General features: G+C 66.8%; 14 protein-coding genes. 6 read left to right on the top strand and 8 right to left on the bottom strand.

Translation table 11 applies throughout. From position 1 onward, the window contains the following. Positions 1–68: 68 nt before the first annotated feature. Positions 69–2,399: a TonB-dependent receptor gene (locus E2E27_RS17230; protein ID WP_141461271.1), complete on the bottom strand. Its 2,331-nt coding sequence runs from the start codon at positions 2,397–2,399 to the stop codon at positions 69–71. A gap of 120 nt (positions 2,400–2,519) precedes the next feature. Between E2E27_RS17230 and E2E27_RS17225 the strand changes: the two genes are divergently transcribed. From E2E27_RS17225 to E2E27_RS17210, 4 genes are all read left to right on the top strand, one after another. Further along, positions 2,520–3,173 (top strand): TetR/AcrR family transcriptional regulator, encoded by a 654-nt coding sequence (locus tag E2E27_RS17225; protein ID WP_141461269.1) that lies wholly within the window; start codon positions 2,520–2,522, stop codon positions 3,171–3,173. 178 nt (positions 3,174–3,351) lie between these two features. Then, positions 3,352–5,616, top strand: coding sequence for a TonB-dependent hemoglobin/transferrin/lactoferrin family receptor (locus E2E27_RS17220; protein WP_141461267.1), 2,265 nt, complete (start codon positions 3,352–3,354; stop codon positions 5,614–5,616). A gap of 17 nt (positions 5,617–5,633) precedes the next feature. Continuing rightward, positions 5,634–6,635 carry a DUF6607 family protein gene (locus tag E2E27_RS17215; RefSeq protein ID WP_141461265.1) on the top strand — a complete coding sequence of 334 codons (1,002 nt, stop codon included), beginning with the start codon at positions 5,634–5,636 and terminating at the stop codon, positions 6,633–6,635. 90 nt (positions 6,636–6,725) lie between these two features. After that, positions 6,726–7,403: a Fe2+-dependent dioxygenase gene (locus tag E2E27_RS17210; RefSeq protein ID WP_141461263.1), complete on the top strand. Its 678-nt coding sequence runs from the start codon at positions 6,726–6,728 to the stop codon at positions 7,401–7,403. Here E2E27_RS17210 and E2E27_RS17205 read toward each other — a convergent pair. The 7 genes from E2E27_RS17205 to E2E27_RS17175 form a co-directional block, all read right to left on the bottom strand. Then, positions 7,377–8,123, bottom strand: a complete 747-nt coding sequence (locus E2E27_RS17205; protein WP_141461261.1) for a hypothetical protein — start codon at positions 8,121–8,123, stop codon at positions 7,377–7,379. The genes E2E27_RS17210 and E2E27_RS17205 overlap by 27 nt on opposite strands. A gap of 44 nt (positions 8,124–8,167) precedes the next feature. Continuing rightward, positions 8,168–10,795, bottom strand: a complete 2,628-nt coding sequence (locus E2E27_RS17200) for a M14 metallopeptidase family protein (protein WP_234036109.1) — start codon at positions 10,793–10,795, stop codon at positions 8,168–8,170. 111 nt (positions 10,796–10,906) lie between these two features. After that, on the bottom strand, positions 10,907–11,626 hold the full coding sequence (locus tag E2E27_RS17195; protein ID WP_234036108.1) for a haloacid dehalogenase type II: 720 nt from the start codon (positions 11,624–11,626) through the stop codon (positions 10,907–10,909). A gap of 11 nt (positions 11,627–11,637) precedes the next feature. Next, entirely contained in the window at positions 11,638–13,917 is a 2,280-nt protein-coding gene (locus tag E2E27_RS17190; RefSeq protein WP_141461255.1) for a penicillin acylase family protein, read from the bottom strand. 133 nt (positions 13,918–14,050) lie between these two features. Continuing rightward, on the bottom strand, positions 14,051–15,007 hold the full coding sequence (locus E2E27_RS17185; protein ID WP_141461252.1) for a TorF family putative porin: 957 nt from the start codon (positions 15,005–15,007) through the stop codon (positions 14,051–14,053). Positions 15,008–15,230: 223 nt separating this feature from the next. Next, positions 15,231–16,298 (bottom strand): NAD(P)-dependent alcohol dehydrogenase, encoded by a 1,068-nt coding sequence (locus E2E27_RS17180; protein WP_141461250.1) that lies wholly within the window; start codon positions 16,296–16,298, stop codon positions 15,231–15,233. Positions 16,299–16,408: 110 nt separating this feature from the next. Then, entirely contained in the window at positions 16,409–17,203 is a 795-nt protein-coding gene (locus E2E27_RS17175) for an SDR family oxidoreductase (protein WP_141461248.1), read from the bottom strand. A 196-nt stretch (positions 17,204–17,399) separates the two neighbouring features. Between E2E27_RS17175 and E2E27_RS17170 the strand changes: the two genes are divergently transcribed. Together E2E27_RS17170 and E2E27_RS17165 are read left to right on the top strand one after the other, a co-directional pair. After that, a complete protein-coding gene (locus tag E2E27_RS17170; protein ID WP_141461246.1) occupies positions 17,400–20,189 on the top strand; it encodes a TonB-dependent receptor in 2,790 nt (929 codons plus the stop codon). Further along, on the top strand, positions 20,189–21,220 hold the full coding sequence (locus E2E27_RS17165) for a phytase (protein ID WP_141461244.1): 1,032 nt from the start codon (positions 20,189–20,191) through the stop codon (positions 21,218–21,220). Before E2E27_RS17170 ends, E2E27_RS17165 begins: the two co-directional genes overlap by 1 nt. Positions 21,221–21,230 lie beyond the last annotated feature (10 nt).

The raw sequence follows: 21,230 nt of genomic DNA, 5'->3' as shown, positions 1-21,230 counted from the left end.
GGACCAGACAAAAAGGGCGGCGGACCCGATCATGGTTCCGCCGCCCTTTTGCTGTCCGGATCAGACGATCAGAAGCTGATCTGCGCGGTCACGAACACCCGGCGCGGATCGCCGTAGAAGCCGGTCAGCGTGCCCTCGCGGCCCAGTGTCGGAATGAACGGCGCGCCGCCTACGCCGCCCGCGACGAAGTTGTAGCCTGCGACGATATATTCCTTGTCGAACAGGTTCTTGCCGTGCAGCCCGATCGAATAGAGCCCGCTGTCGGCGGTGTAGACGATGCTCGCATCGACCAGCACGAAGCCGTCCTGATCGAGGAAGGGGTTGGGCACTTCGAACTGGCTCGCATCCGACCTGAGCGAGGCAAGGCCGATGAAGTCCATCATCCCGTCGCCCACCGGGACGCCCATGGTGAAGCCCATGTGCGCGGTGATGTCCGGCGTGTTCTGGAACACGCGTTGATCGGCGACGTCATTGCCGAAAGCGTCGATGAAGGTGTTGAACTTGGCATCGAGCACGCCCAGCGACCAGTTGACGCTGAAGCGGCTGCCTTCGCCCGCAAAGTCGGTGCCGACCAGCGCGTTGCCCTCGAACTCGATCCCGTTGACGTCGGCCGAAGCTGCGTTCGAGGTGATCCCGATGAAGCTCTCGTTCACCCCGTCGCCATTGCCGTCGAAGCCGACCGATCCGGGGATCTGCACGTCGCTGTACTGGCCGAGGAAGGCCGCGATGCTGATGTTCAGGCGGTTGTCGAGCAGCGAGGCCTTGTAGCCCACTTCGTAGCTGTCGACCGTTTCCGGGTCGAAGGCCATGAAGTCGAACACCTCTTGCGGGGTGCAGGCCCCGCCGGTGGCGTTGCGGCAGGCGGTGGTCTGCCCGCGCGGGTCGAAACCGCCGCCCTTGAAGCCCTGCGAATAGGTGAAATAGAGGTTGTTGTCGGGGTTGGGCTGCCAGCTGATCGAGGCGCGCGGGTTGAAGTCCTTGAAGGTCTCGCTGCCGTTGAAGTCGCTGGTGACCGCCGCCGCGACCCCGGTGCCGCCGAACAGGTTGGAAAACCCGCCGAGGAAGGTCGTGCGCAGCACCCGGCTGGTGCGCTTGTCGTTGGTGTAGCGCCCGCCGACCGAGATGCTGACCGTGTCGGTCAGGTCATAGGTGAAGTCGCCGAACACCGACCAGGTCTCGGTGTTGACGTCGCCCAGCGTCTGCGCGGCAAGACCGGGCAGGGTGGTGAACAGTGCAACGTCGAAAGCGGTGAAGGCATTGGCGTCGAGGTAGTAGAACCCTAGCACGCCCGACAGGCGGTCACCTTCGTAGAGCAGCTGCAGCTCTTGGCTGAGCTGGTCGTTCTCGTAGATCGCGGGCACATCGAGATCGACTGCTTCGAGGCTGTCGAAATCGATCGGGGTGGTTGACTTGTCCTCGCGGTAGCCGGTGATCGATTTGAGGGTGATGGTGTCACTGACTTCGAGCGCGATGTTGAGCGCGCCGCCCCAGGCCTCGACCTCCTGATCGACGATATCGAGCCCGGCGCGGGTATCGAACACGTCGTCCAGCACCGGGGCACCGCTGACGAGGCCGGGAATGAAGCGATGCCCCTGCCGCGCTTCGGAATTGTCCTTCACGTAGTCGCCCGACAGGCGCACGAACAGCGGACCATTGTCGAATTCGATCGTCCCGCGCGCGGCCCACACGTCCTTGTTGTAGTTTTCGGTGCCGAGCGTCAGGTTGTCGCCGAACCCGCCGCGCGACAGGCGCGCGCCGCTCGCGCCGATCTTGAGGCTGTCGCTGATCGGGGTCGAGGCGGTGACGATCAGGTCGGCCTGATCGTAGGAACCATAGGTGCCGCGCACCTTGACGCTGGTGTCGTCGGGCAGGCGCGCGGTGACATACTTGATCGCCCCGCCGATGGTGTTGCGCCCGTAGAGCGTGCCCTGCGGCCCGCGCAGCACTTCGATGCGCTCTACGTCATAGATGTCGAGCACCGCGGCCTGCGGGCGGTTCAAGTAGACGTCGTCGACATAGAGCCCCACGCCCGCTTCGAACCCGGCGACTGGGTCCTGCTGGCCGACCCCGCGGATGAAGGCGGTAAGCGTGGTGTTGGTGCCGCGGCTGACCTCCAGCGTGATGTTGGGCACTTGCTGCGCGACCGCGACGATATCCTGCACCCCCTGCTTGACCAGTTCATCGCCCGAGAGTGCGGTGACCGAAAGCGGCACGTCGATCAGGCGCTCCTCGCGGCGACGGGCGGTGACGTAGATCACGCCTTCTTCCTCGGCGGCGGCGGCATCGACCTCTGCAGCAGTGTCGGCGGCGCTATCCTGCGCCATGGCGGGCGCGGCAAAGGCGGCAAGTCCGGCGGTTCCCGCCAGCAGCGCGGCGCGGACGTAACGTGTCTTGATCATGGGGTGTTCCTCTCCTGGCCCTCTTGTGCCTGTTTCAATATTGAAAGTTGAACCACCTTTCAAGTTTAGACTTGTATGCACTGCTTGCGCGGCCTACCGAAAGCGTGGAGGGAGTAGCTGATGGGCAACAGTCCGGGCACCGCGACCAAGGTCGCACAGGTCGCCGTGAGCGATGCCAAGACCCCGCGCACCGAGCGCGGGCGCAAGACCTTGCGCAAGCTGCTCGATGCGGCAGCGGAGGAATTCGGCGAGAAGGGCTTCCACGAAGCCTCGGTCAGCTCGATCACCCGGCGCGCCGGCATGGCGCTGGGCAGCTTCTACACCTATTTCGACAGCAAGGACGCGCTGTTCCGCGCGCTGGTCGGCGACATGAGCGAGAAGGTGCGCACCTCGGCCCGCTCGGCGCTGCACGAGGGCATGGGGCCGCTCGAGATCGAGCGCGCGGCGCTGGCGGCGTTCCTGCACTTCGCCGCAGAGCACAAGGAAATCTACCGCATCATCGACGAGGCCGAATTCGTCGATCCGGCCAGCTATCGCGCGCATTACGAGACCATCGCCCAGCGCATCGCCGATCGCCTGCGTGCCGGGGCGGAGCAGGGCGCGTTCCGCGAGGGGCTGGGCGAGCTCGAGGCCTGGGCGATGATGGGCATGAACGTCTTCGTCGGACTGCGCTATGTCGTGTGGGGCGAGGGCGACGCGGCCGGCGACATGAGCCCGGAAGAGGTCGCCGCCGGGGTCAACCGCCTGCTGGCCGAGGGCCTGCTGCGCCGCTGAGCGCGCTGAAATCCTACCACCATCAGTATCTTGCGAGCGCCGCCGAAGGCGTCGGCCACAATTGCTTGCCTACATAACAAAAATGAGAACGATTCTTATTATCAGTCGTTATTGACTCTCATTCGCAATAAGAACACAAGCCGGGCCTCCCTAATCTCCCAGCAGGAAGCCTCAGCTTGTGTCTCTGATCTCCCGTCTTTCCCTCTCAGCCGCCCCGCTTGCCATCCTTGCCGTCCCCGCCGCAGCCGAAAACGCCGCCGCCGAATCCGCTACTGCTGCCGAGGCGGAAAGCCAGCAGCAGACCGGGCGCATCACCGTCACTGCGACCCGCGCGCCGGTGCTGCAGGAGGACGCGCCCGCGACGGTCACGGTCATCACCGATCAGGACATCGCCGACCAGCTCGCGACCGACATCAAGGATCTGGTGCGCTTCGAGCCGGGCGTCTCCGTCCGCCGCGCGCCCGCCCGCTTCGGTGCGGCGATCGGGGCGACCGGACGCGCGCGCAACGAGGATTTCACTGTGCGCGGAATCGGTGGCAACCGGGTGCTGATTCAGGTGGACGGCATCCGTTCTCCGCAAGGGTTCAGCTTCGGCCCGCAAGCCGCCGGGCGCGGCGGCTTCGCCGATGTCAGTCTGGTGAAACAGGTCGAGATCCTGCGCGGCCCGGCTTCGGCGCTCTATGGGTCTGATGGGCTGGCCGGCGCGGTCAGCTTCGTCACCTCGGACCCGGTCGACATCATCGGCGGCGCGGACGTGGGCGGCTTCGTCACCTCGCAATATTCGAGCGACGACAAGGAATACGCGCAGACCGCGACCCTCGCCGGGCAGACCGGCAACCTCTCCGCCATGATCGCCTATACCCGCCGCGATTTCAGCGAGCTGGAAAACCGCGGCACAGTCGAGGGCACCGGCCCCACCCGCACCGCGCCCAATCCGCAGGACGGGACGAGCGACGCGGTGCTCGCCAAACTGGTATGGGACAACGGCCCGCACCGCATCCGCCTGACCGGCGAGTGGCTCGACAGCGCGGTGGAAACCGAGGTGCTCAGCGGCCAAGGTCCGGCGTTCACCTTCGGCCCTGCACCTGTGTGGACGGTCGATGGCCTCAACGCCCGCGACACCAACCAGCGCAAGCGCGCCTCGCTCGACTGGACCTATGACGGCACGCCGGACGACGCGATCGAACACGCCTTCCTCTCCGCCTATTGGCAGGATGCCAAGGACCGTCAATTCGCCTTCGAGGAACGCACCAGCCTTACCGCCACGCCCGCGCCCGATCGCGAGCGGCTGAACACCTTCGAAAACCGCGTCTATGGCGCAGCGGGCGAAGTGCGCTCTGGCTTCGCGTTCGCCGGCATGACCCACCGCATCGCCATCGGCGGCGATGTCAGCTGGACGCGGCAGGAGGGCTTGCGCGACGGCACGGTTCCGGGGCGCGGCGAGACCTTTCCCACCCGCGCCTTCCCCGCGACCGACTTCACGCTGGGCGGGGTGTTCATCGCCGACGAGATCAGTCTGGCTGGCGGCGCTCTGACCCTGTTCCCAGCGCTGCGGTTCGACTTCTACGACCTCAACCCGACCGCCGACCCGCTGCTGCCGAACTTCACCGCCTCCGGCCAGAGCGGCGACCGGCTAAGCCCCAAGGTCGGCGCGACGGTGAAGCTGGCGAAGGACGTGGTGCTTTTCGGCAATTACGCGCAAGGGTTCCTCGCGCCCACGCCATCGCAGGTGAACAACTTCTTCGAATTCATCGCGGGCGGCTACACCTCGATCCCCAACCCCGATCTGCGACCCGAGACCAGCGAGAGCTGGGAGGTGGGCGCGCGCTATGTCGGCGACATTGTCTCGCTCCAGCTGACCGGCTTCCGGGGTGACTATGACGACTTCATCGCCCAGCAGGTCGTGAGCGGCGGCTTCACCCCGCAGAACCCTGCGGTGTTCCAGTTCGTCAATTTCGACCGCGCGCGGATCGAAGGGGTCGAGGCGCGGGCGGAGATGAGGCTGGAGAGCGGCCTCAACGCGCGGCTGGCCTTCGCCTATGCCAATGGCGACACGATCGACCCGGCGGGCACGCGCACCCCGCTGGACACGGTCGACCCGTTCAACGTGGTCGCGGGCCTCGGCTACCGCGCGCCTTCGGGCCGGTTCGGGGGTGAGCTGATCCTTACCCACAACGCCCGTAAGGACAAGGGCGAGGTGGAGCGCGCTGCCGACGGCACCGATCTGTTCGTGCGGCCCGATGCTTCCACGATCCTCGATCTCACCGCCTTCTATGCCGTCTCCGACCGGCTGAAACTGCGCGCCGGGCTCTTCAACCTGACGGGCGAGACCTACGCGCTGTGGTCCGACGTGCGCGGCCTGAGCGTCGCTGACGCGGGCCTGCTGCCAGCCTTCACCCGCCCGGGCCGCAATCTCAGCCTTTCGGCCAGCTACCGCTTTTGAACCCTCTGGAGGACATCATGACCCGACTGACAAAGACCCTGCTCTCCACCGGATTCGCCGCGCTCGCGCTGGCCGCCACGCCTGCCCCGGCGCTCGCGGACGGTCCGATCGTCCAGACCGCCGAGGAGGCCAAGGCCGCCTTCGAGCAGGACCGCCAGACCATCCTTGCGATGGCGGGCGATTTCAAGGTGACCTTCGACATGCAGGAATCGACCCCCTGGATGGAAGGCTACACCCCGCTCGAACGCAAGATTTCGGGCGGATACGAAAGCGTTCGCGTGATCGAGGACACCGGGACGCGCATCGTGCTCCAGCACCTGCTCGTCACCGGGGACCAGGCCAACCCCTATGTCGTCAAGCACTGGCGGCAGGACTGGCAGTATCAGCCCGACGTGATCCTTGCCTACAAGGGTGGAGACACCTGGGAACTGACCCCGGTGCCCGAAAAGATGCGCGCCGGGCGCTGGTCGCAGACCGTCTATCAAGTCGACGACAGCCCCCGCTATGCCGGGTGGGGCGAGTGGGAGACGACGCAGGGCATCCGCCGCTGGCGTTCCAACTGGACCGCGCGCCCGCTCGCCCGGCGCGATGCGATCCGGAACCCCGTCTACGACCACTACATGGGCATCAACCGCCACCAGCTGACGCCGACCGGGTGGATCCATTGGCAGGACAACACCAAGATGATCACGCCTGCCGAGGGTGGCGACCCCAAGCCGGTGGTGCAGGAATATGTGCTCAACACCTATGAGCGGTTCGATGGCTACAATGTCGCCGCGGCCGAGGCCTATTGGGACAAGACCAGCGCTTATTGGGACGCGGTGCGCGCCAAGTGGGACGCGGTGGCCGAGGCCCATGGCGGCATCCGCATCGCGCAGGAGCCGGGCGCGGGGACGACCATCGCGCATGATCTCCTGACCCTTGCCGATGCGATCAAGGACGGCAAACAGACCGCCGCCGCCGCCAGCGCCAGGGCGATTGCGCTGATCGAGGAAGGCACGTCCGGCAAGGGCGGCTGACCCCCGCGCTAGCCGGGCCGTCGGCGGGGGAGGCGTCCTCTCCCCCGCCGACCCTTTGCAGGCCCGCTCCGTGCGGCTAAGCCTCTCGCCATGATCCTCGTCATCAACGCCATTCCCGATGCAAGTCACCTCGCCGCGCTGGCCGAGCGCATCGCGCTGCTCGAATGGCGCGATGGGCGCGAGACCGCGGGCTCGGTCGCGCGCGAGGTCAAGCGCAACGAGCAGGCGGCGCTTGAGGGCACCGCGGGCCGCGCCTTGCAGGAAGAGCTTACCCGGATCGTCGACGACAATACCGTGGTCCGCGCCGCCGCGCAGCCGCGCCGCTTCTCGCCGCTGATCGTCAGCCGCACCGGGGTGGACGGGAAGTATGGCGCGCATGTCGACAACGCACTGATGGGGCAGGGCGCGCGGCGGCTGCGCACCGACCTGTCCTTCACCCTCTTCCTCACCCCGCCCGGCGAATATGACGGGGGAGAGCTGGTCGTCCACACCGCCGGGATGACGCAGGAGGTCAAGGGCGAGGCGGGCTATCTGGTGCTTTACCCCTCGGGCAGCATCCATGAGGTCAAGCCCGTGACGCGCGGCACGCGGATCGTGTGCGTCGGCTGGATCGAGAGCCTCGTCGCCGATCCCGCTCAGCGCGAGATGCTGTTCGATCTGGAAAACCTGCGCACCGCGCTGCGCGGTCAGCTGCCCAGCCAGTCGGCGGAACTGCTGACGCTCGACAAGACCATCGCCAATCTATTGCGGATGTGGGCGCACCCCTGACGCGCGCGGGGCTGCGGCGCGTTTGCCCTTGAGCGTGAAGTAGAGGATCAGGCTCACCCCGACGACGCTCGGCCCGGCCCAGATCGCGGGGTTGAAGACGTGCTCGGGCACCAGACGGATCAGCCCGACCGACAGGAACGCCGTGTAGGCCGAAATCCCCATCCCGATCAGCGCGCGGAAATGCTCGCCGATGTAGGTTTGCCGCGGCGGATCGGTCCGCCGCCAGATATAAAGCTGCTGGATCAGCATCGAGACGATCCCGATAACCGCCACCAGCACCATCAGCGGGTGGCCGACCTGCCAGCCATAGATCCCGCACCATGCGCCGGTGATCACCACAGCAGCGATCACCGCCTGATAGCGCAGGCTGCGCAGCATCCGCCGGTTGCGGCTGTGCTTCACCACCGCAAGGCCATAATCGACGAAGCCGATGGTGAGCGTGCCCAGATAGAGCATCATCCACCCGAACAGGCCTGCATACAACGCGCGGTCGGTGATTTCGGGGTGGCGATGCTCCGGCCCGTAGAGCGACAGCAGCGCCATCGCGATGGCGAGCGCACCCGCGCCGAGAAAGCCGTAGCAGGCAGCGTGGCCCCATTTGCGATGGCGCGCGGCGCCCTTTTTCGTGGCAATCGGCCCCCAGAAAGCCGTCAGCCCCACCACCCCGGTGGCAACATGAAGAGCGACAAGGGCCTCGAACAGCGCCATGCCCGTCAGCATGACACAGCTCGTGTCAAATCGCTAGGACACTCTCGCCCGACGGATCACCGCACCCGCGAGGGCGCGACCAGAACCGCGTTGGCGATCAACAGGTCGAGCCCTTCGAGATAGGCGCGGGTCGAGGGGTCATGCGCAAAGCCGATCACCAGCCCGCGCCCCTGTCGCTGCGCCATCAGATAGGGCTTGTAGGCGAGCTGCTTGCGGTTCTCGTCCCACACATAGCCGCTGGCGATGAGATTGCCCGGGGCGGCAAAGCGCATCACGTTGACGCCCTCGTCCCGGCCCAGCGGCGTGAAGATCTGCGTCCCCGTCGCCAGCACCACCGCGCCCTTGTCGTAACCTGCCGAGAGGAAGTGATCGGGCTCGCCCACCACGTTGAGCAGCGCGCCCGGAAGGGTATCGGGCAGCGCGGCCTGATCCTTGATCGCCTCGCGATATTCGGCGTCGCTGGTGATCGCGACCGCCTCGGCAAGACCGCCCTTGGCATCGTCTCCGGCGGCATCGGGCTCGCGCCCCAGCGCGGCCTCGCGCTTCACCGCCAGCAGCGGGCTGTCGCCGCCGCTGAAGGCCTCGAGACTGTCGCCGATTGCCACCAGCACTCCCCCGCGCTGCACGAAGCTGCGGATGGCGCGCTGGCCGCCTTCGCCGAGCACGCCCGACGGATCGCCCTCGGGCACCAGCAGCACGTCGTAATCGCTCATGTCGGCGCGGGCGAGGCGGCTGGTGCGGATCGGAGTGACGGGCAAGCCGATGCGCTGTTCGAGGACGTAGCGCAGCGCCCCTGCGGAGAGTTGCGAGACCCCGTCGTCCCACGCCACCGCGACGCGCGGCAGGGTGAGGCGCGCGAAATGCTCGCTGCCGAGGTTCGGGCCGCTGTCGACCCACCCACTCTCCATCGCCACCGTATGCGCGCCCACCTCGCGGGCCAGTTCGGCGAGACGCGCCATCTTCTCGGGCGTGTTGCTGCCCGCGGGGAAGACCACCGTGCCGCGCGGCAATTCGCGCCCGCCGGTCGAGAAAGCGCGGTCGGTGACGCGCGCGTCGATCCCTTCGCGCAGGGCGAGGGTGACAAGCCGCGCCTGTCCGCTGTCGGTCCACGGCACGGCAATGGCGAAGCTGCCGCTGCCTTCGGTCTTGGCGGTAATTGGAGCGGCGGCACTCAACGGATCGCCACTGGCAGGCGCGTTGCATAGCTGCACGTCGACCCCTGCCATCGGCCCGACCGACCAGGCGGTCACATCGTAAAGTTCGTGCGGCAGGTCGACCGAGCGGCGACGCTCCTGCTCGGCGAGGAAATCGGGCGGCAGCGGGGTGTCACGGTCGAGCAGGCTGCGGATCAGCCGCGCGGCGGGCTGGGCCTGCGGCACGGCGAGATAGCCCGCCGGATAGTTGCGCCCGCACAGGCTCGCGCTGCCTTCGCGCCGCAGCACGGTGATGCCCTGTTCGGCCAAGCGGCGGCCCAGTCGCTCGGCGTTCCAGCGCCGTGTGGCAAGGTCGATCACATAGGTGCCGCGCCCCGCCGCGCCGCTGGCGTTGCCGCTGCGATAGGCGGCGAAATCGGAGAGGAATTTCTGGGCATTGTCGGCCACCGCAGCAGCGGTCGCAAGGCTGGCGGTGAAGTGGTTTTCCACCCCGTCGGCATAGGTCAGCTCGGTCCCGTCGCGCCTTTCCCACACCAGCCCGCGCGCCGATCCCTGTTCGTAGGTCGATCCGATCGCGCCCTGATGCGCGTTCCAGGTGTCGCCGTAGCCGGGGTAGAACAGGTCATAGACCTCGCGCGTGAAATAGGGCTCGCCGCGCGCGTCGAAGGCGGCGGCGTTGTAGCGGCCGATCAGCTCGTAGGCGCGGACCTGCGCGGGGGTGAGGTTGGGATTGAAGGGCTGGGCGGCGGGGCTGAAGAAATAGGTCTCGTCCCCGCTCATCTCGTGGAGGTCGACGACCACCACCGGGTTCCACTGCCGGATCGCGGCGACCTTGCCGCGGGTTTCGGGCTGGGAGAGCGTGAACCAGTCGCGGTTGAGATCGAACATGTAGTGGTTGACCCGGCCGCTCGGCCACGGTTCGTCATGCTCGGCAGCCTGCCGGTCGCCCGCCGGTTCGATCCCCGTGGAGGCGAGGAAATTGTTGACGAAGCGCGCGCGTCCGTCGGGGTTCTGCATCGGATCGATGACGACGATTGTGTTCGCCATGATCTTCGCCACGCGCGCATCGCCCTCGGCGGCGAGGAGGTGATAGGCGGTCATCAGCGCAGCGTCGGTCGAGGAAATCTCGTTGCCGTGAACGCCGTAGGTCAACCAGGTCACCGGCAGCGCCGCGCCATTGCCCGCGCGGCCTGCGGCGATGTTCGCCATGTCGGCCTTGATCGCGTCGATCCGGGCCATGTTGGCGGGCGCGGAGAGCACGAGGTAATAGAGCGGTCGGCCCTCCCAGCTTGTCGCATATTGCACCAGCTGCGCACGGTCGGGCGCGGCCTCGGCGAGCGCCTTCAGATAGGCATAGGTCTGATCGGGCGAGGTGATCCGCGTGCCCGGCGCATGGCCGACCGTGGCGGTGAGCGTCGGGATCGCGGGATCGAATTGCCCTTCGATAAAGGACTGCGCAGCCGCCGGTTGCCCCAGCCCGATACCGGCCGCCAGCATCGCCAGCCACCGCCCTTTGAACACCTTCGCCATCAACATTCCTCACCGCTTCGCCCAACACCGGGCAGGCCCCAGCCTTGCCGCGTCGAAGCGGGTGCGGTCAAGCGGGGAGGGGCGAATGACGCAAAGCGCTCGCGGCCGTGCTCAGCATCCGAGCCGGTCGGCGAGGTCGGTGAGGCTGGTCGCCGACCACTCCCACGCCTGTTCGTGATGCGCATCGGGCGCGGGCGCGCCGCCATATTCCTGCGGGCGGTCGACATAGGCGCATGACAGCCCGGCGGCGCGCGCGGCGGCGAGATCACCGTGATGCGCGGCGACGAGGCACAGCTCGGCAGGAGCAATGCCCAGCATCTCGGCGGTGCGGAGATAGGCGCGCTTGTCGGGCTTGTAGAACCCGCTCACCTCCGCGCCGAGGATCGCATCCCACGGCAGGCCAGCGCGCCGCGCCATCGCGAGCAGCAGCGCGACATTGCCGTTGGAGAGCGTGACGATGGGAAAGCGCGTCTTCAGCCGGGTCAGCCCGACGACGGTGTCGGGCCAGGGATCGAGCCGGTGCCACACGCGGTTCCATTCGGCGAGCAGCTCCGGGTCGAGGTCTGCCGGATCGGCACCCCAATCGCGCAAGGTCGCCTCCAGCATTTCGCGGTGGAGCACGTCGAGCACCACGAAATCGCGGCCCGAGGCCTTCATGCCGATCATCGCGGCGATATATTGCGCGCGCCATGCGTCGGCAAAGGCAGCCGGATCGCGTGCGCCGAGGCCGATGGCTTCGAGAAACCCGGCGGATTCGCGCGCGACGCTGGTGCGCCAGTCGACCACCGTGCCGAACACGTCGAAGGCGAGCGCCTTGGGAAGCGGAGCCACGGCGTGCCGCCCTATTCCGCGATCCGCTTGGGCTTGCCCAGCGCCTGCGCCTCGATCGCCTCGGCGTGCCACGGCAGGCGGTGCCATTTCTTTGCGGCATAGGCGCGGATCTGGTCGATAGCGTGAGGGGAGGCGGGGTTGGTGGACTGGCCATAGCTCAGGATCGCGTCGGCAACCGGCCCGTTCTCGTCGAAGCCGACGATCTGGATATAGCTCGTCCCGTGGCGCGGGGTCAGGCCCCAGGGCGCGGCGGCGGCTTCCTGCACGTTGAGGATGCCGAGCCCGCCCGGCCCGCCGTGGATCGGGATCGCTTCATTGCCCGCCATCACCCGCTGCACGTCGCCCCACGGCGCATCGACCGCGATGCCGGCCTTTTCCAGTTCCTCGACCGCTTCACCCAGCGCGGCGAGCAGTTTGTCGGCCTTGTCGCCTTCGGTCGCCAGACCGCGCGGCGTGTTCACCGGGTCGGCGGCGTCGAAAGGCACCGTCCAGAGGCCCGACAGGCGCGCGGCCTTGGGCCAGAAGGCGCGAAACAGCGCCGCGCCGCGGCTGGCGTTGTCGAAGCGGCGGTCCCATCCGTCCAGCACCGAACAACCGATCCCGACCGTCTGTGGCAGGATCGCCCGGTCGGCGCACAGCTTCACGATCGGCTCCACCGCCATCTCGGCAGCGAGACTCTTGTTGGCGAAGGCGAAATCCTGCGCGCGGGCGTGATCGACTGTGCCGCCCGCCAGCAGCGCAGCGGTCTCCACGAAGTTCGAGCGGGTGCGCAGCGACCGCGCGGTGGCATGGCGTCCGAGGATCGGCGACAGAGCGCGATAGGGCATCGCCGGATTGCTGAGCCAATAGCTGTCGTTCGAATTGGTCAGCCAGCTGCGGGTGACGGTCGCCGCCTGATCGCTTGCGGGCATCAACCCGGGGGCAGGCGTGCCCTCGGCGATCTCCCAGTCGCAGGCCGACCGCGCGCCATCGAGCAGCACCGCGAATTCGGCGAACAGCCCGGCAATCGGCGGCGAACAATCTTTGATCGTCTCCGCCGAGACATTGGGCACTGCCGTCACATCGGCGTGAAGCGCATCGCCGTAGCGGTCGGCGGCGATGGTGTTGACCCACGGAATGCCGAGCGTCTCGCTGACTGCGGCCTGCACCTCGCCGACGTTCTTCGCCTCGCCGATGCGCAGCCACGCTTCGATCCCGCGCTGGTTGCCGCGATTGGCGTCCTTGAGCGTGAAGGCGCTCTGCGCGCTCCAGGTGATCCCGCGTGTCGGCACCACGAAGACCGGGCCGAAACGGGTGGTGTAGAGCGTGCGAGTGACGGCGGGCTGGCCTTCGGGCATCGGCACGGAGACGGTCTGCGTGGTCATCGCCTCACTGGCACCGTCGACCATGTAGCGGGTCGGGTCGGCGGGATCGAGCGTCAGCTGGTAGAGCGTGAAGTGCCGCGCCTCGGTAACGGTGTGGGTCCAGGCGACATCCTTGTTGAAGCCCAGTGTCGGCAGCGGCGTGCCCGCCAGGCCGACGCCCATCACCTCGTAGCCCTCCGGCCCCTTCACACGCATCTGCCAGAAGCGGGCGGGGCCTTTCCACGGGAAGTGCGGATTGCCGATCACCAGCCCGCGCCCGTCGGCGGTGGTCTCGGCCCCGAAGGCCCAGCCATTGCTGCCGATGCCGAGCTCTTTCGGATCCGGCATGGTGATCGCCACCTTGGGCGCGGGGCTGCCCGGCGGGGCGGCATTGGCGATGGCGGCGGCAAGGTTCAGCGAACTGGCGAGCAGCATCTGCTTTTCGTTGAGCCGCAGCATGTCGTCGGTGGTGATCGGGCGCACCCACGCCTTGCCGCGACATTCGGCCGGGATGCCGTCCGCGCCGGCGTCTTTCAGGAAGCGGTTATAGCCCGCGACATAGCCATCCATCAGCCCCTGCACCCGTGTGGGCAACGCCTTGGCGCCCTCGCGCAAGGCTGGCAGATCGACGACCGCGCGAAAGAAGATGTCGGAGGAGAGGTTGTCGATCTCCTCGAAGCCGAGCACCGCCTTGGCTTCCGGTCCGAAGTGCTTGGACCGCTCGCCCGCCACGGTGGCGAATTCCTCGGCCAGCAGGCACAGGTTGTCCTCGGCATAGGCATAGGCGACGCCGTAGCCGACCCCGCGCCAGTCGCGCGCTTCGATATGGGGGATGCCGTAAGTGGTGCGGGTGATCGTGGCTTCGTAGCGCTTGCCCGCCAGAGCCTCGCTGGTCGGTGTCAGCGCCAGAACGGCCGCACCGGTCGCCAGAGCCGCGATCCGTATCATCTGTCTCTCCCTTTGCCCCGCAATTCGGGTTGCGCCGCAAAACCTATCGGCGGGGGGCGCAAAAGGGAAGGCGCAACGGAAAAAGGGCGCTCCGCCGCGTGGCAGAGCGCCCCCTCTCCTGCATCGGTTGCGATCAGAACGAAGCGGTGATCGAGAACACCACGGTCGCGTCCGAGATCGAATCCCCCGCCAGCGTGGCGAAGTTCGGGCGGATGCGGGCGGCTTCGGCTTCGGTGATGCTGGTGTCGACATAGGCGACCGACAGCGTCAGGCCCTCGATCGGCGAAACGTCCGCGCCGACAAGCCAGTCGAAATAGGTGCCGGTCGGCGCGATGGAGGTACCGTTGGGGCCGAGACCGGGGTTGCCGTCCGAATAGCCGAGGTGGGCCTTCAGGCTGATCGGGGTGTCGGCGATGCCGTAGACGATGTCACCGGCAAGGTAGAGGTTGTCTTCCTTGTCGCCCGGATCGGGCGCGGCGCCGACCGGGAAGGCATTGCCCAGCGCTTCCTGCTGCGGGGCGTAGGCGACGGTCGCGGTCAGGCCAATCGGTCCGATATCGCCCGAAAGCTTGGCGTAGAGTTCGGCAAAGTCGGTGGTGTCCGCGCCGCTCGGATACATGAACCAGGTCACGCCGACATCGAGCGTGCCTTCGCCGACCGGCATGGCGTAACCGGCAAAGATGTCGAGCTCCATGTTGGAGCCGCCGAAGGTGCCCCAGCCTGCGAGGTTCGAACCCCAGGTGCCGACGTAGAAGCCGCTCGAGTGCGAGATGGTGAGGCCGCCCTGGATCGCCATGCCTTCATCGGTCTGCGACACGCCGCGGAAGCGATAGTCGGAGGCCAGCGTGGCCGAGCCCGAGACGGTGATCGCCGGGGTTTCTTCCTGACCGGTGGCGGTCGCCAGATCGATCGGCGCGATGGCGCGCACGGCGACGGCGGTGTCGTCCGCCGCAGTGTCGACGACGACGATTTCTTCGTCCTGGGTGGTGTCGGTGGCGGCCTCAGCGGCGCCGGCGTCGCTCGCAAAAGCGGGCATGGCAACGGCGGCAAGGGTCAGAGCCGAGGCGGCCGATGCGAAACGAATGAACATAAGGAACGCTCCATGAAGAGGTTTGGATCGTTCCACCTGCGTGGCGCGTGCAGGATGTTTTATCCGAAGAATCGGGTTCCCGTCACGTCGCGGACATAATCGACCAACCTTGTGCAGCGCACAAAGGTTATGTTTGCGTAGCGGTTCATAAAACTTTCTTGCGTGGCAATCCTGCAACAGTTTGCAGGTGTCATAGCGCCCCGCGCCGGGCGGGGTCGATACGTCATCCGCGCAGGCTCTCCATGTCGATGACGAAGCGGTACTTGATGTCGCTCGCTTCCATCCGCTCGTAGGCGGTGGCGATATCCTGCATCGCGATCACCTCAATCTCGGGCAGGATCTGCTTGTCCGCGCAGAAGTCGAGCATTTCCTGCGTTTCCGCGAGGCCGCCGATGCCGCTGCCGGTCAGCACCTTGCGGCCCAGCAGCACGCCGGTATGGAGTTCGGGCAGCATGTCGATCATGCCGACCAGCACCTGCACCCCGTCGATCCGCAGCAGGTGGAGGTAAGGCGTCACGTCGTGGCGCACGGGAATGGTATTGAGCACCATATCGAAGGTGCCGCGCGCCGCCTTCATCGCGTCCCTGTCGGTGGTGTTGAGAAAAGCGTGGGCGCCGAGCTTCTCCGCATCCGCGCGCTTGCTTTCCGAGCGGGAGAGCACCGTCACTTCCGCCCCCATCGCCGCCGCCAGCTTCACGCCCATGTGCCCGAGCCCGCCGAGCCCGGCGACCGCGACCTTGCTACCGGGGCCGACCTTCCATGTCTTCAGCGGCGAGTAAGACGTGATCCCCGCACACAGCAGCGGTGCGGCCTCGGCCATCGGCAGGGCGTCGGGCACCTTGAGCACGAATTCCTCGCGCGCCACAATGCGTTCGGAATAGCCGCCATAGGTGGGCGAGCCGTCGCGCCGGTCGGTGCCGTTATAGGTGCCGGTCATCCCGCCATTGCGGCAATATTGCTGATAGTCCGCTTCGCAATGCGCGCATTCCATGCAGGAATCGACCATGCAGCCGATCGCCACCCGGTCGCCGACCTTGTGGCGGGTGACGCTCTCTCCGACCTCGGCAACGATGCCGACGATCTCGTGGCCCGGCACGATCGGATAGGTCGTCCCGCCCCAGTCGTTGCGCGACGCGTGCAGGTCCGAATGGCAGATGCCGCAATGGGTGATCTCGATCAGCACATCGTCATGGCGCAGGCCCCGTCGGGTGATCTGCATCGGCCCGACGCCGCTGTCGGGCGCGGTCGCACCATAGGCCCGGGTGGGGTATTCGTTGGTGGCGGTGGTCATTTGTTTTCCCTCGCGGCTTGTTCGCTTCGCGAACGCCTCCGGGCGGGCGGCCTGCCGGCCGGCGCGCGGTCGCGCTTGCGAAGCCTGACGGCTTCGGTGGTGCTGCTCTCTTACTTCGGCGGCATCCTTATCGCCCCGTCGAGCCGGAACTGGTGGCCGTTGATGTAGCTGTTACGCGCGATCTCCAGCACGAGGCTGGCGAATTCTTCCGGCTCGCCGAGGCGCTTCGGGAAGGGCACCGAGGCATTGAGCTGCGCCCACATCGGCGGGTTGCGGTCTTTCATCCCCAGCATCAGCGGGGTGGCGAAGATACCCGGCATGACCGAGTTCACGCGGATTCCCATGTCCATCAGATCGCGCGCCATCGGCAGCACGAGGCCGTTCACCCCCGCCTTGCAGCTGCCATAGATCACCTGCCCGATCTGCCCGTCCTGCGCTGCGACGCTGGCGGTGAGGATGATGCAGCCGCGCTCGCCATCGTCGTTGACGGGTTCCGCATTGGCCATGCCCAGCGCGGAGATGCTGGCGACGCGGTAGCTGGCGACCAGAATGCCCTCGGCCCCGAAGGCGTAGTCTTCGGTGGACAGCCGCTTGTAGGCTCCCGCGTCCTTGTCCCAGCCCAGCGTCTTGCCGCGCCGCGAAGCCATCGCGCAGTGGAGCGTCACACGCTCCTGCCCGTGCGCGGCGCGCGCGGCAGCGAAACCTGCCTCGACGCTGGCCTCGTCCATGATGTCGACATGGTGGAACGTGCCGCCGATCGCCTTCGCGTGGGCCTCGCCCGCTTCATCGTTAATGTCGAAGATCGCGACCTTGAGGCCCGCATCGGCGAAGGCTTGCGCGCTCGCCTTGCCCAGCCCGCTCGCCCCGCCGGTGACGACCACCGCCATGCCCGGTTCCAGTTTCATCCCTGTCCTCTCCTGATGGATTTGACACAAGGCTAGAACCTTAATGCCGCCTGCGCCACCTCTCGAATTCGCGACATTTGCGCCACACCCGCCGCCGTCATCGATCCGTAACCGGCCCGTCGCCCGGCTGTCACGACCCTGCGCTAACCGCGCCCCGAAAGCGCCCGCACCGGCGGGCAGACACAGGGGAAATTCGATGAAATCCATCCGTCTCGCCACAGGCAGCGCCGCGCTGGCGCTCGCTGCCAGTCTTGCCGCGCCCGCCTTTGCCGGGGAAATCGCGGGGGTCGTCGCCGACGCCAGCGAAACCGCCGGTCTCGACGCGGTGGAAGTGGTGGTCGAGGAGCTCGGCCGCCGCACCGTGACCCAGCGTGACGGCAGCTACCTGATCGGGGACGTCCCGGCGGGCACCTACACCGTCACCGCCCGCTATGTCGGCGCGCAGCCGCAGCAGTTCACAGTCACCGTTCCGGCCACCGGTACGGTGCGGCAGAACTTCGTGCTGGGTGAGAGCGGCTCGAACATCCTCGTGCTCGGCCAAGGCGCGAACCTCGCCTCCGCGCTGTCGCGCAAGAAGGCGGCGGACGGCGTCTCCGATGTTCTGACCCGCGATGCGATCGGCCAGTTTCCCGACCAGAACGTCGCCGAAAGCCTGCGCCGCCTGCCGGGAGTCAACATCCTCAACGACCAGGGCGAGGGCCGCTTCGTTTCGGTGCGCGGCCTCGACCCGCAGCTCAACGCGACCTCGCTGAATGGCGTGCGCCTGCCCGCGCCCGAAAGCGACACCCGCGCGGTGGCGCTCGACGTGCTGTCGTCCGACCTGATCGAATCGATCGAGGTCAAGAAATCGCTCACCCCCGACATGGATGCCGACACCATCGGCGCCTCGATCGAGATCCGCACCCCCAGCGTGTTCGACCGCAAGAAGGATCTGCTGACCCTCACCGCGGAAGGCAGCTACAACGAATATGCCGACGCGGTGACCCCCAAGGGCGCGCTCGATTTTGCCAAGCGGCTGGGCGAGAATTTCGGCATCGCGGGCGGTGTCAGCTATTACGAGCGCAAGTTCGAAACCGACAATGTCGAGGCCGATTTCTGGGAAAGCGACAATGGCGTCGATTACTCGCCGGGGATCGAATATCGCGACTACGACGTCGAGCGCACCCGCATCAGCGGCTACCTCTCCTTCGATCTGCGCGCCAGCGACACCACCAAGCTCTACCTGCGCGGCAACTGGAGCCAGTTCGACGATCAGGAATACCGCCGCCGGCTGGTGATCCTGCCCGATGGCGCACCGGTGAGCGGCGATGCCGACGGTGCGCAGTTCAGCGACACCACCGCTGCGGGCGGCAGCCGCATCGAAGTGCGCCGCGACAACAAGGACCGCTTCGAGCGTCAGCGCATCCGCTCGCTGGTGCTGGGCGGGGATACCGACACGGGCGAATGGAAGCTGGGCTGGCTGGCCAGCTACGCCAAGTCGACCGAGCGCGAGGATTTCTCGCTCGACCCGACCCGCTTCCGCGCGCGCTTCACCAATGCCGGGGTGGGCCTCGATTTCGATTTCAGCGACGAGCGTGTGCCGCTCTACACCCTGACCGGCGGGGCTGCGGCGTTCAACGATCCGGCACGCTACGGCTTCAACCGCCTCGAACTTACCGACCTGTCGGACAGCCAGGACGAGGAATTCGCGCTCAAGGCCGATATCGCCCGCGTCTTCGCGCTCGGCGATGGCGAGTTGACCGTGCAGGCCGGGGCCAAGCAGCGCTGGCGCGACAAGAGCTATGATTTCGACCTGACCTTCTACGACGGCTTCGACGGCAGCTATACGCTGGCCGACGTGCTCGGGCCCTATCGCTATCCGATCGTCGATCTCGGCCCGATGTCGAGCCGCACCGGCCCGACCGATTTCTACCTCGCCAATATCGCGAGCTTTGAAGTCAACGATTACGAAACCGCGCTCGGCTCGGCGATCAGCGATTACAGCGTGACCGAGGATATCACCGCGGGCTACCTCATGGGTCGCTATGAAACCGGCACGCTGCTGGCGATCGGCGGCGTGCGGGTCGAGCGCACCAGCAATGAACTCAACGGCAACACCGTGCTCGATGCCGAACCCGACGTGACCGTCACGCCCGTTTCCTTCGAACGCGACTACACCCAGTGGCTGCCCAGCCTGACGCTGCGCTATGCCGCGCAGAGCGACCTGATCCTGCGCGCCGCGGGCTATCGCAGCCTGGTGCGCCCGCGCCTGTCGCGCCTCGCCCCGCGCTTTACCATCAACGAGGATGGCGAAGCCGAATTCGGCAACCCCGATCTTCAGCCCTTCGAAGCGTGGAATTTCGACGCGACGGTCGAATATTACATGAGCAGCAACGGCGCGATCACCGCAGGCGTGTTCTACAAACGGGTGAAGAACTTCGAGGTGCTGATCCGCGACGGCGATCCGGGCAGCTTCAACGGTGTCGACTATCAGGAAGCGCTGATCCCGATTAACGGCGATGCCGGCGACATCTTCGGCTTCGAGGCGAGCTTCGCGCAGACCTTCGACATGCTGCCTGCACCCTTCGACGGTATGCTGTTTCAGGCCAACTACACCTATACCGATGCGACCGGAACGGTGCCGACCGACGGCGATCTTGCCGACCTGCGCGACATCGAATTGCCCTCGGCATCGAAGAACACCTTCAACGTGGTGCTCGGCTACAGCAAGGGCGGGCTCGATCTGCGCGCTGCGGGCACCTATCGCGATGGCTATCTCGACGAGCTGGGCGACGATGCGGCAACCGATCGCTTCGTCGACAACCACTTCCAGCTCGACCTGTCGGCGCGTTACGACATCACCAAGCAGATCCGCGTCTTTGCCGAGTGGATCAACGTCAATGACGCCAAGTATTTCGCCTTCCAGAACTTCAACGACCGCCGTCGCCTGCTGCAATACGAGGCCTATGGCTCGACCTTCAAATTCGGGGTGAGGGCAAACTTCTGATGCTCCGGCCCTGTCACAGCCTTGCCCTGCTGTCGCTCGGGATCACCGCCGCCTGTGCGACGGTTCCGGCGATCACGGGCGATCCGGCGGTGAGCGTGACCGCGCGGGTCGAGACGCCCCCAGTCGGCACCGCCAAGGAAGATGCGGCGGACGATCCGGCGATCTGGCGCAATGCGGCCGATCCTGGCGCCAGCCTGATCGTCGGCACCGACAAGAAGGGCGGCCTTTACGTCTATGACCTCAAGGGCACGCAGAAGGATTTCTTGCCCGCTCCGGGCCTCAACAACGTTGATCTGGTCGAACTGCCGGATGGCCGCGTGCTGGTCGCGGCGAGCGACCGCAGCGATCTGGCCACGGCCCATCTCCACCTCTCGCTGCTCGACACCCGCACGGGCGTGCTGACCGCGGTCGGGCGGCGGCCGGTCGGGCCGGGGGAAGGCTATGGCATCTGCTTCGGCGCGGTGAAGCCCAATGGTCAGGTCACCGTCTACAGCGCGCCCAAGAACGGCGTGATCTACGAGAGCACCTTCGGTCTCGACCTGCCGGCCGGCAGCGTCCGCACCCTCGCCACTGTGCCGAGCCAGCCCGAAGGCTGCATCGCCGACACCCGCACCGGCACGCTCTATATTGGCGAGGAAGACGCCGGAATCTGGGCGATCGACATGGCGACCGGGGCCAAGCGGCTGGTTGCGGCGGTGGACAACCGGATGCTGGTCGCCGATGTCGAGGGCCTCGCCATCGCGCCCGAAGGCACCGACGGCGGCTATCTGGTCGCCTCCTCGCAGGGCGACAATGCCTATGCCGTCTATCGTCTTCCCGGCATGGAACCACTCGGCCGTTTCCGCATCACAGCCGGGGCGTTCGGCGCGACCGAGGAAACCGACGGGATCGCGCTCGACAATCGCGATTTCGGTCCCGATTTCCCCGGAGGCCTCTTCATCGCTCAGGACGGGATCAACCCGCCGGCTGCGCAAAACTTCAAATATGTGCGCTGGGACGAGGTGCTTGCCGCGCTGGAGGGGGGCCGGTAAACCGCCGGGC

Origin of the sequence: Porphyrobacter sp. YT40 (assembly GCF_006542605.1) — a bacterium.
GTDB lineage: Bacteria > Pseudomonadota > Alphaproteobacteria > Sphingomonadales > Sphingomonadaceae > Erythrobacter.
This window is presented reverse-complemented; position numbering and strand designations above follow the sequence as displayed.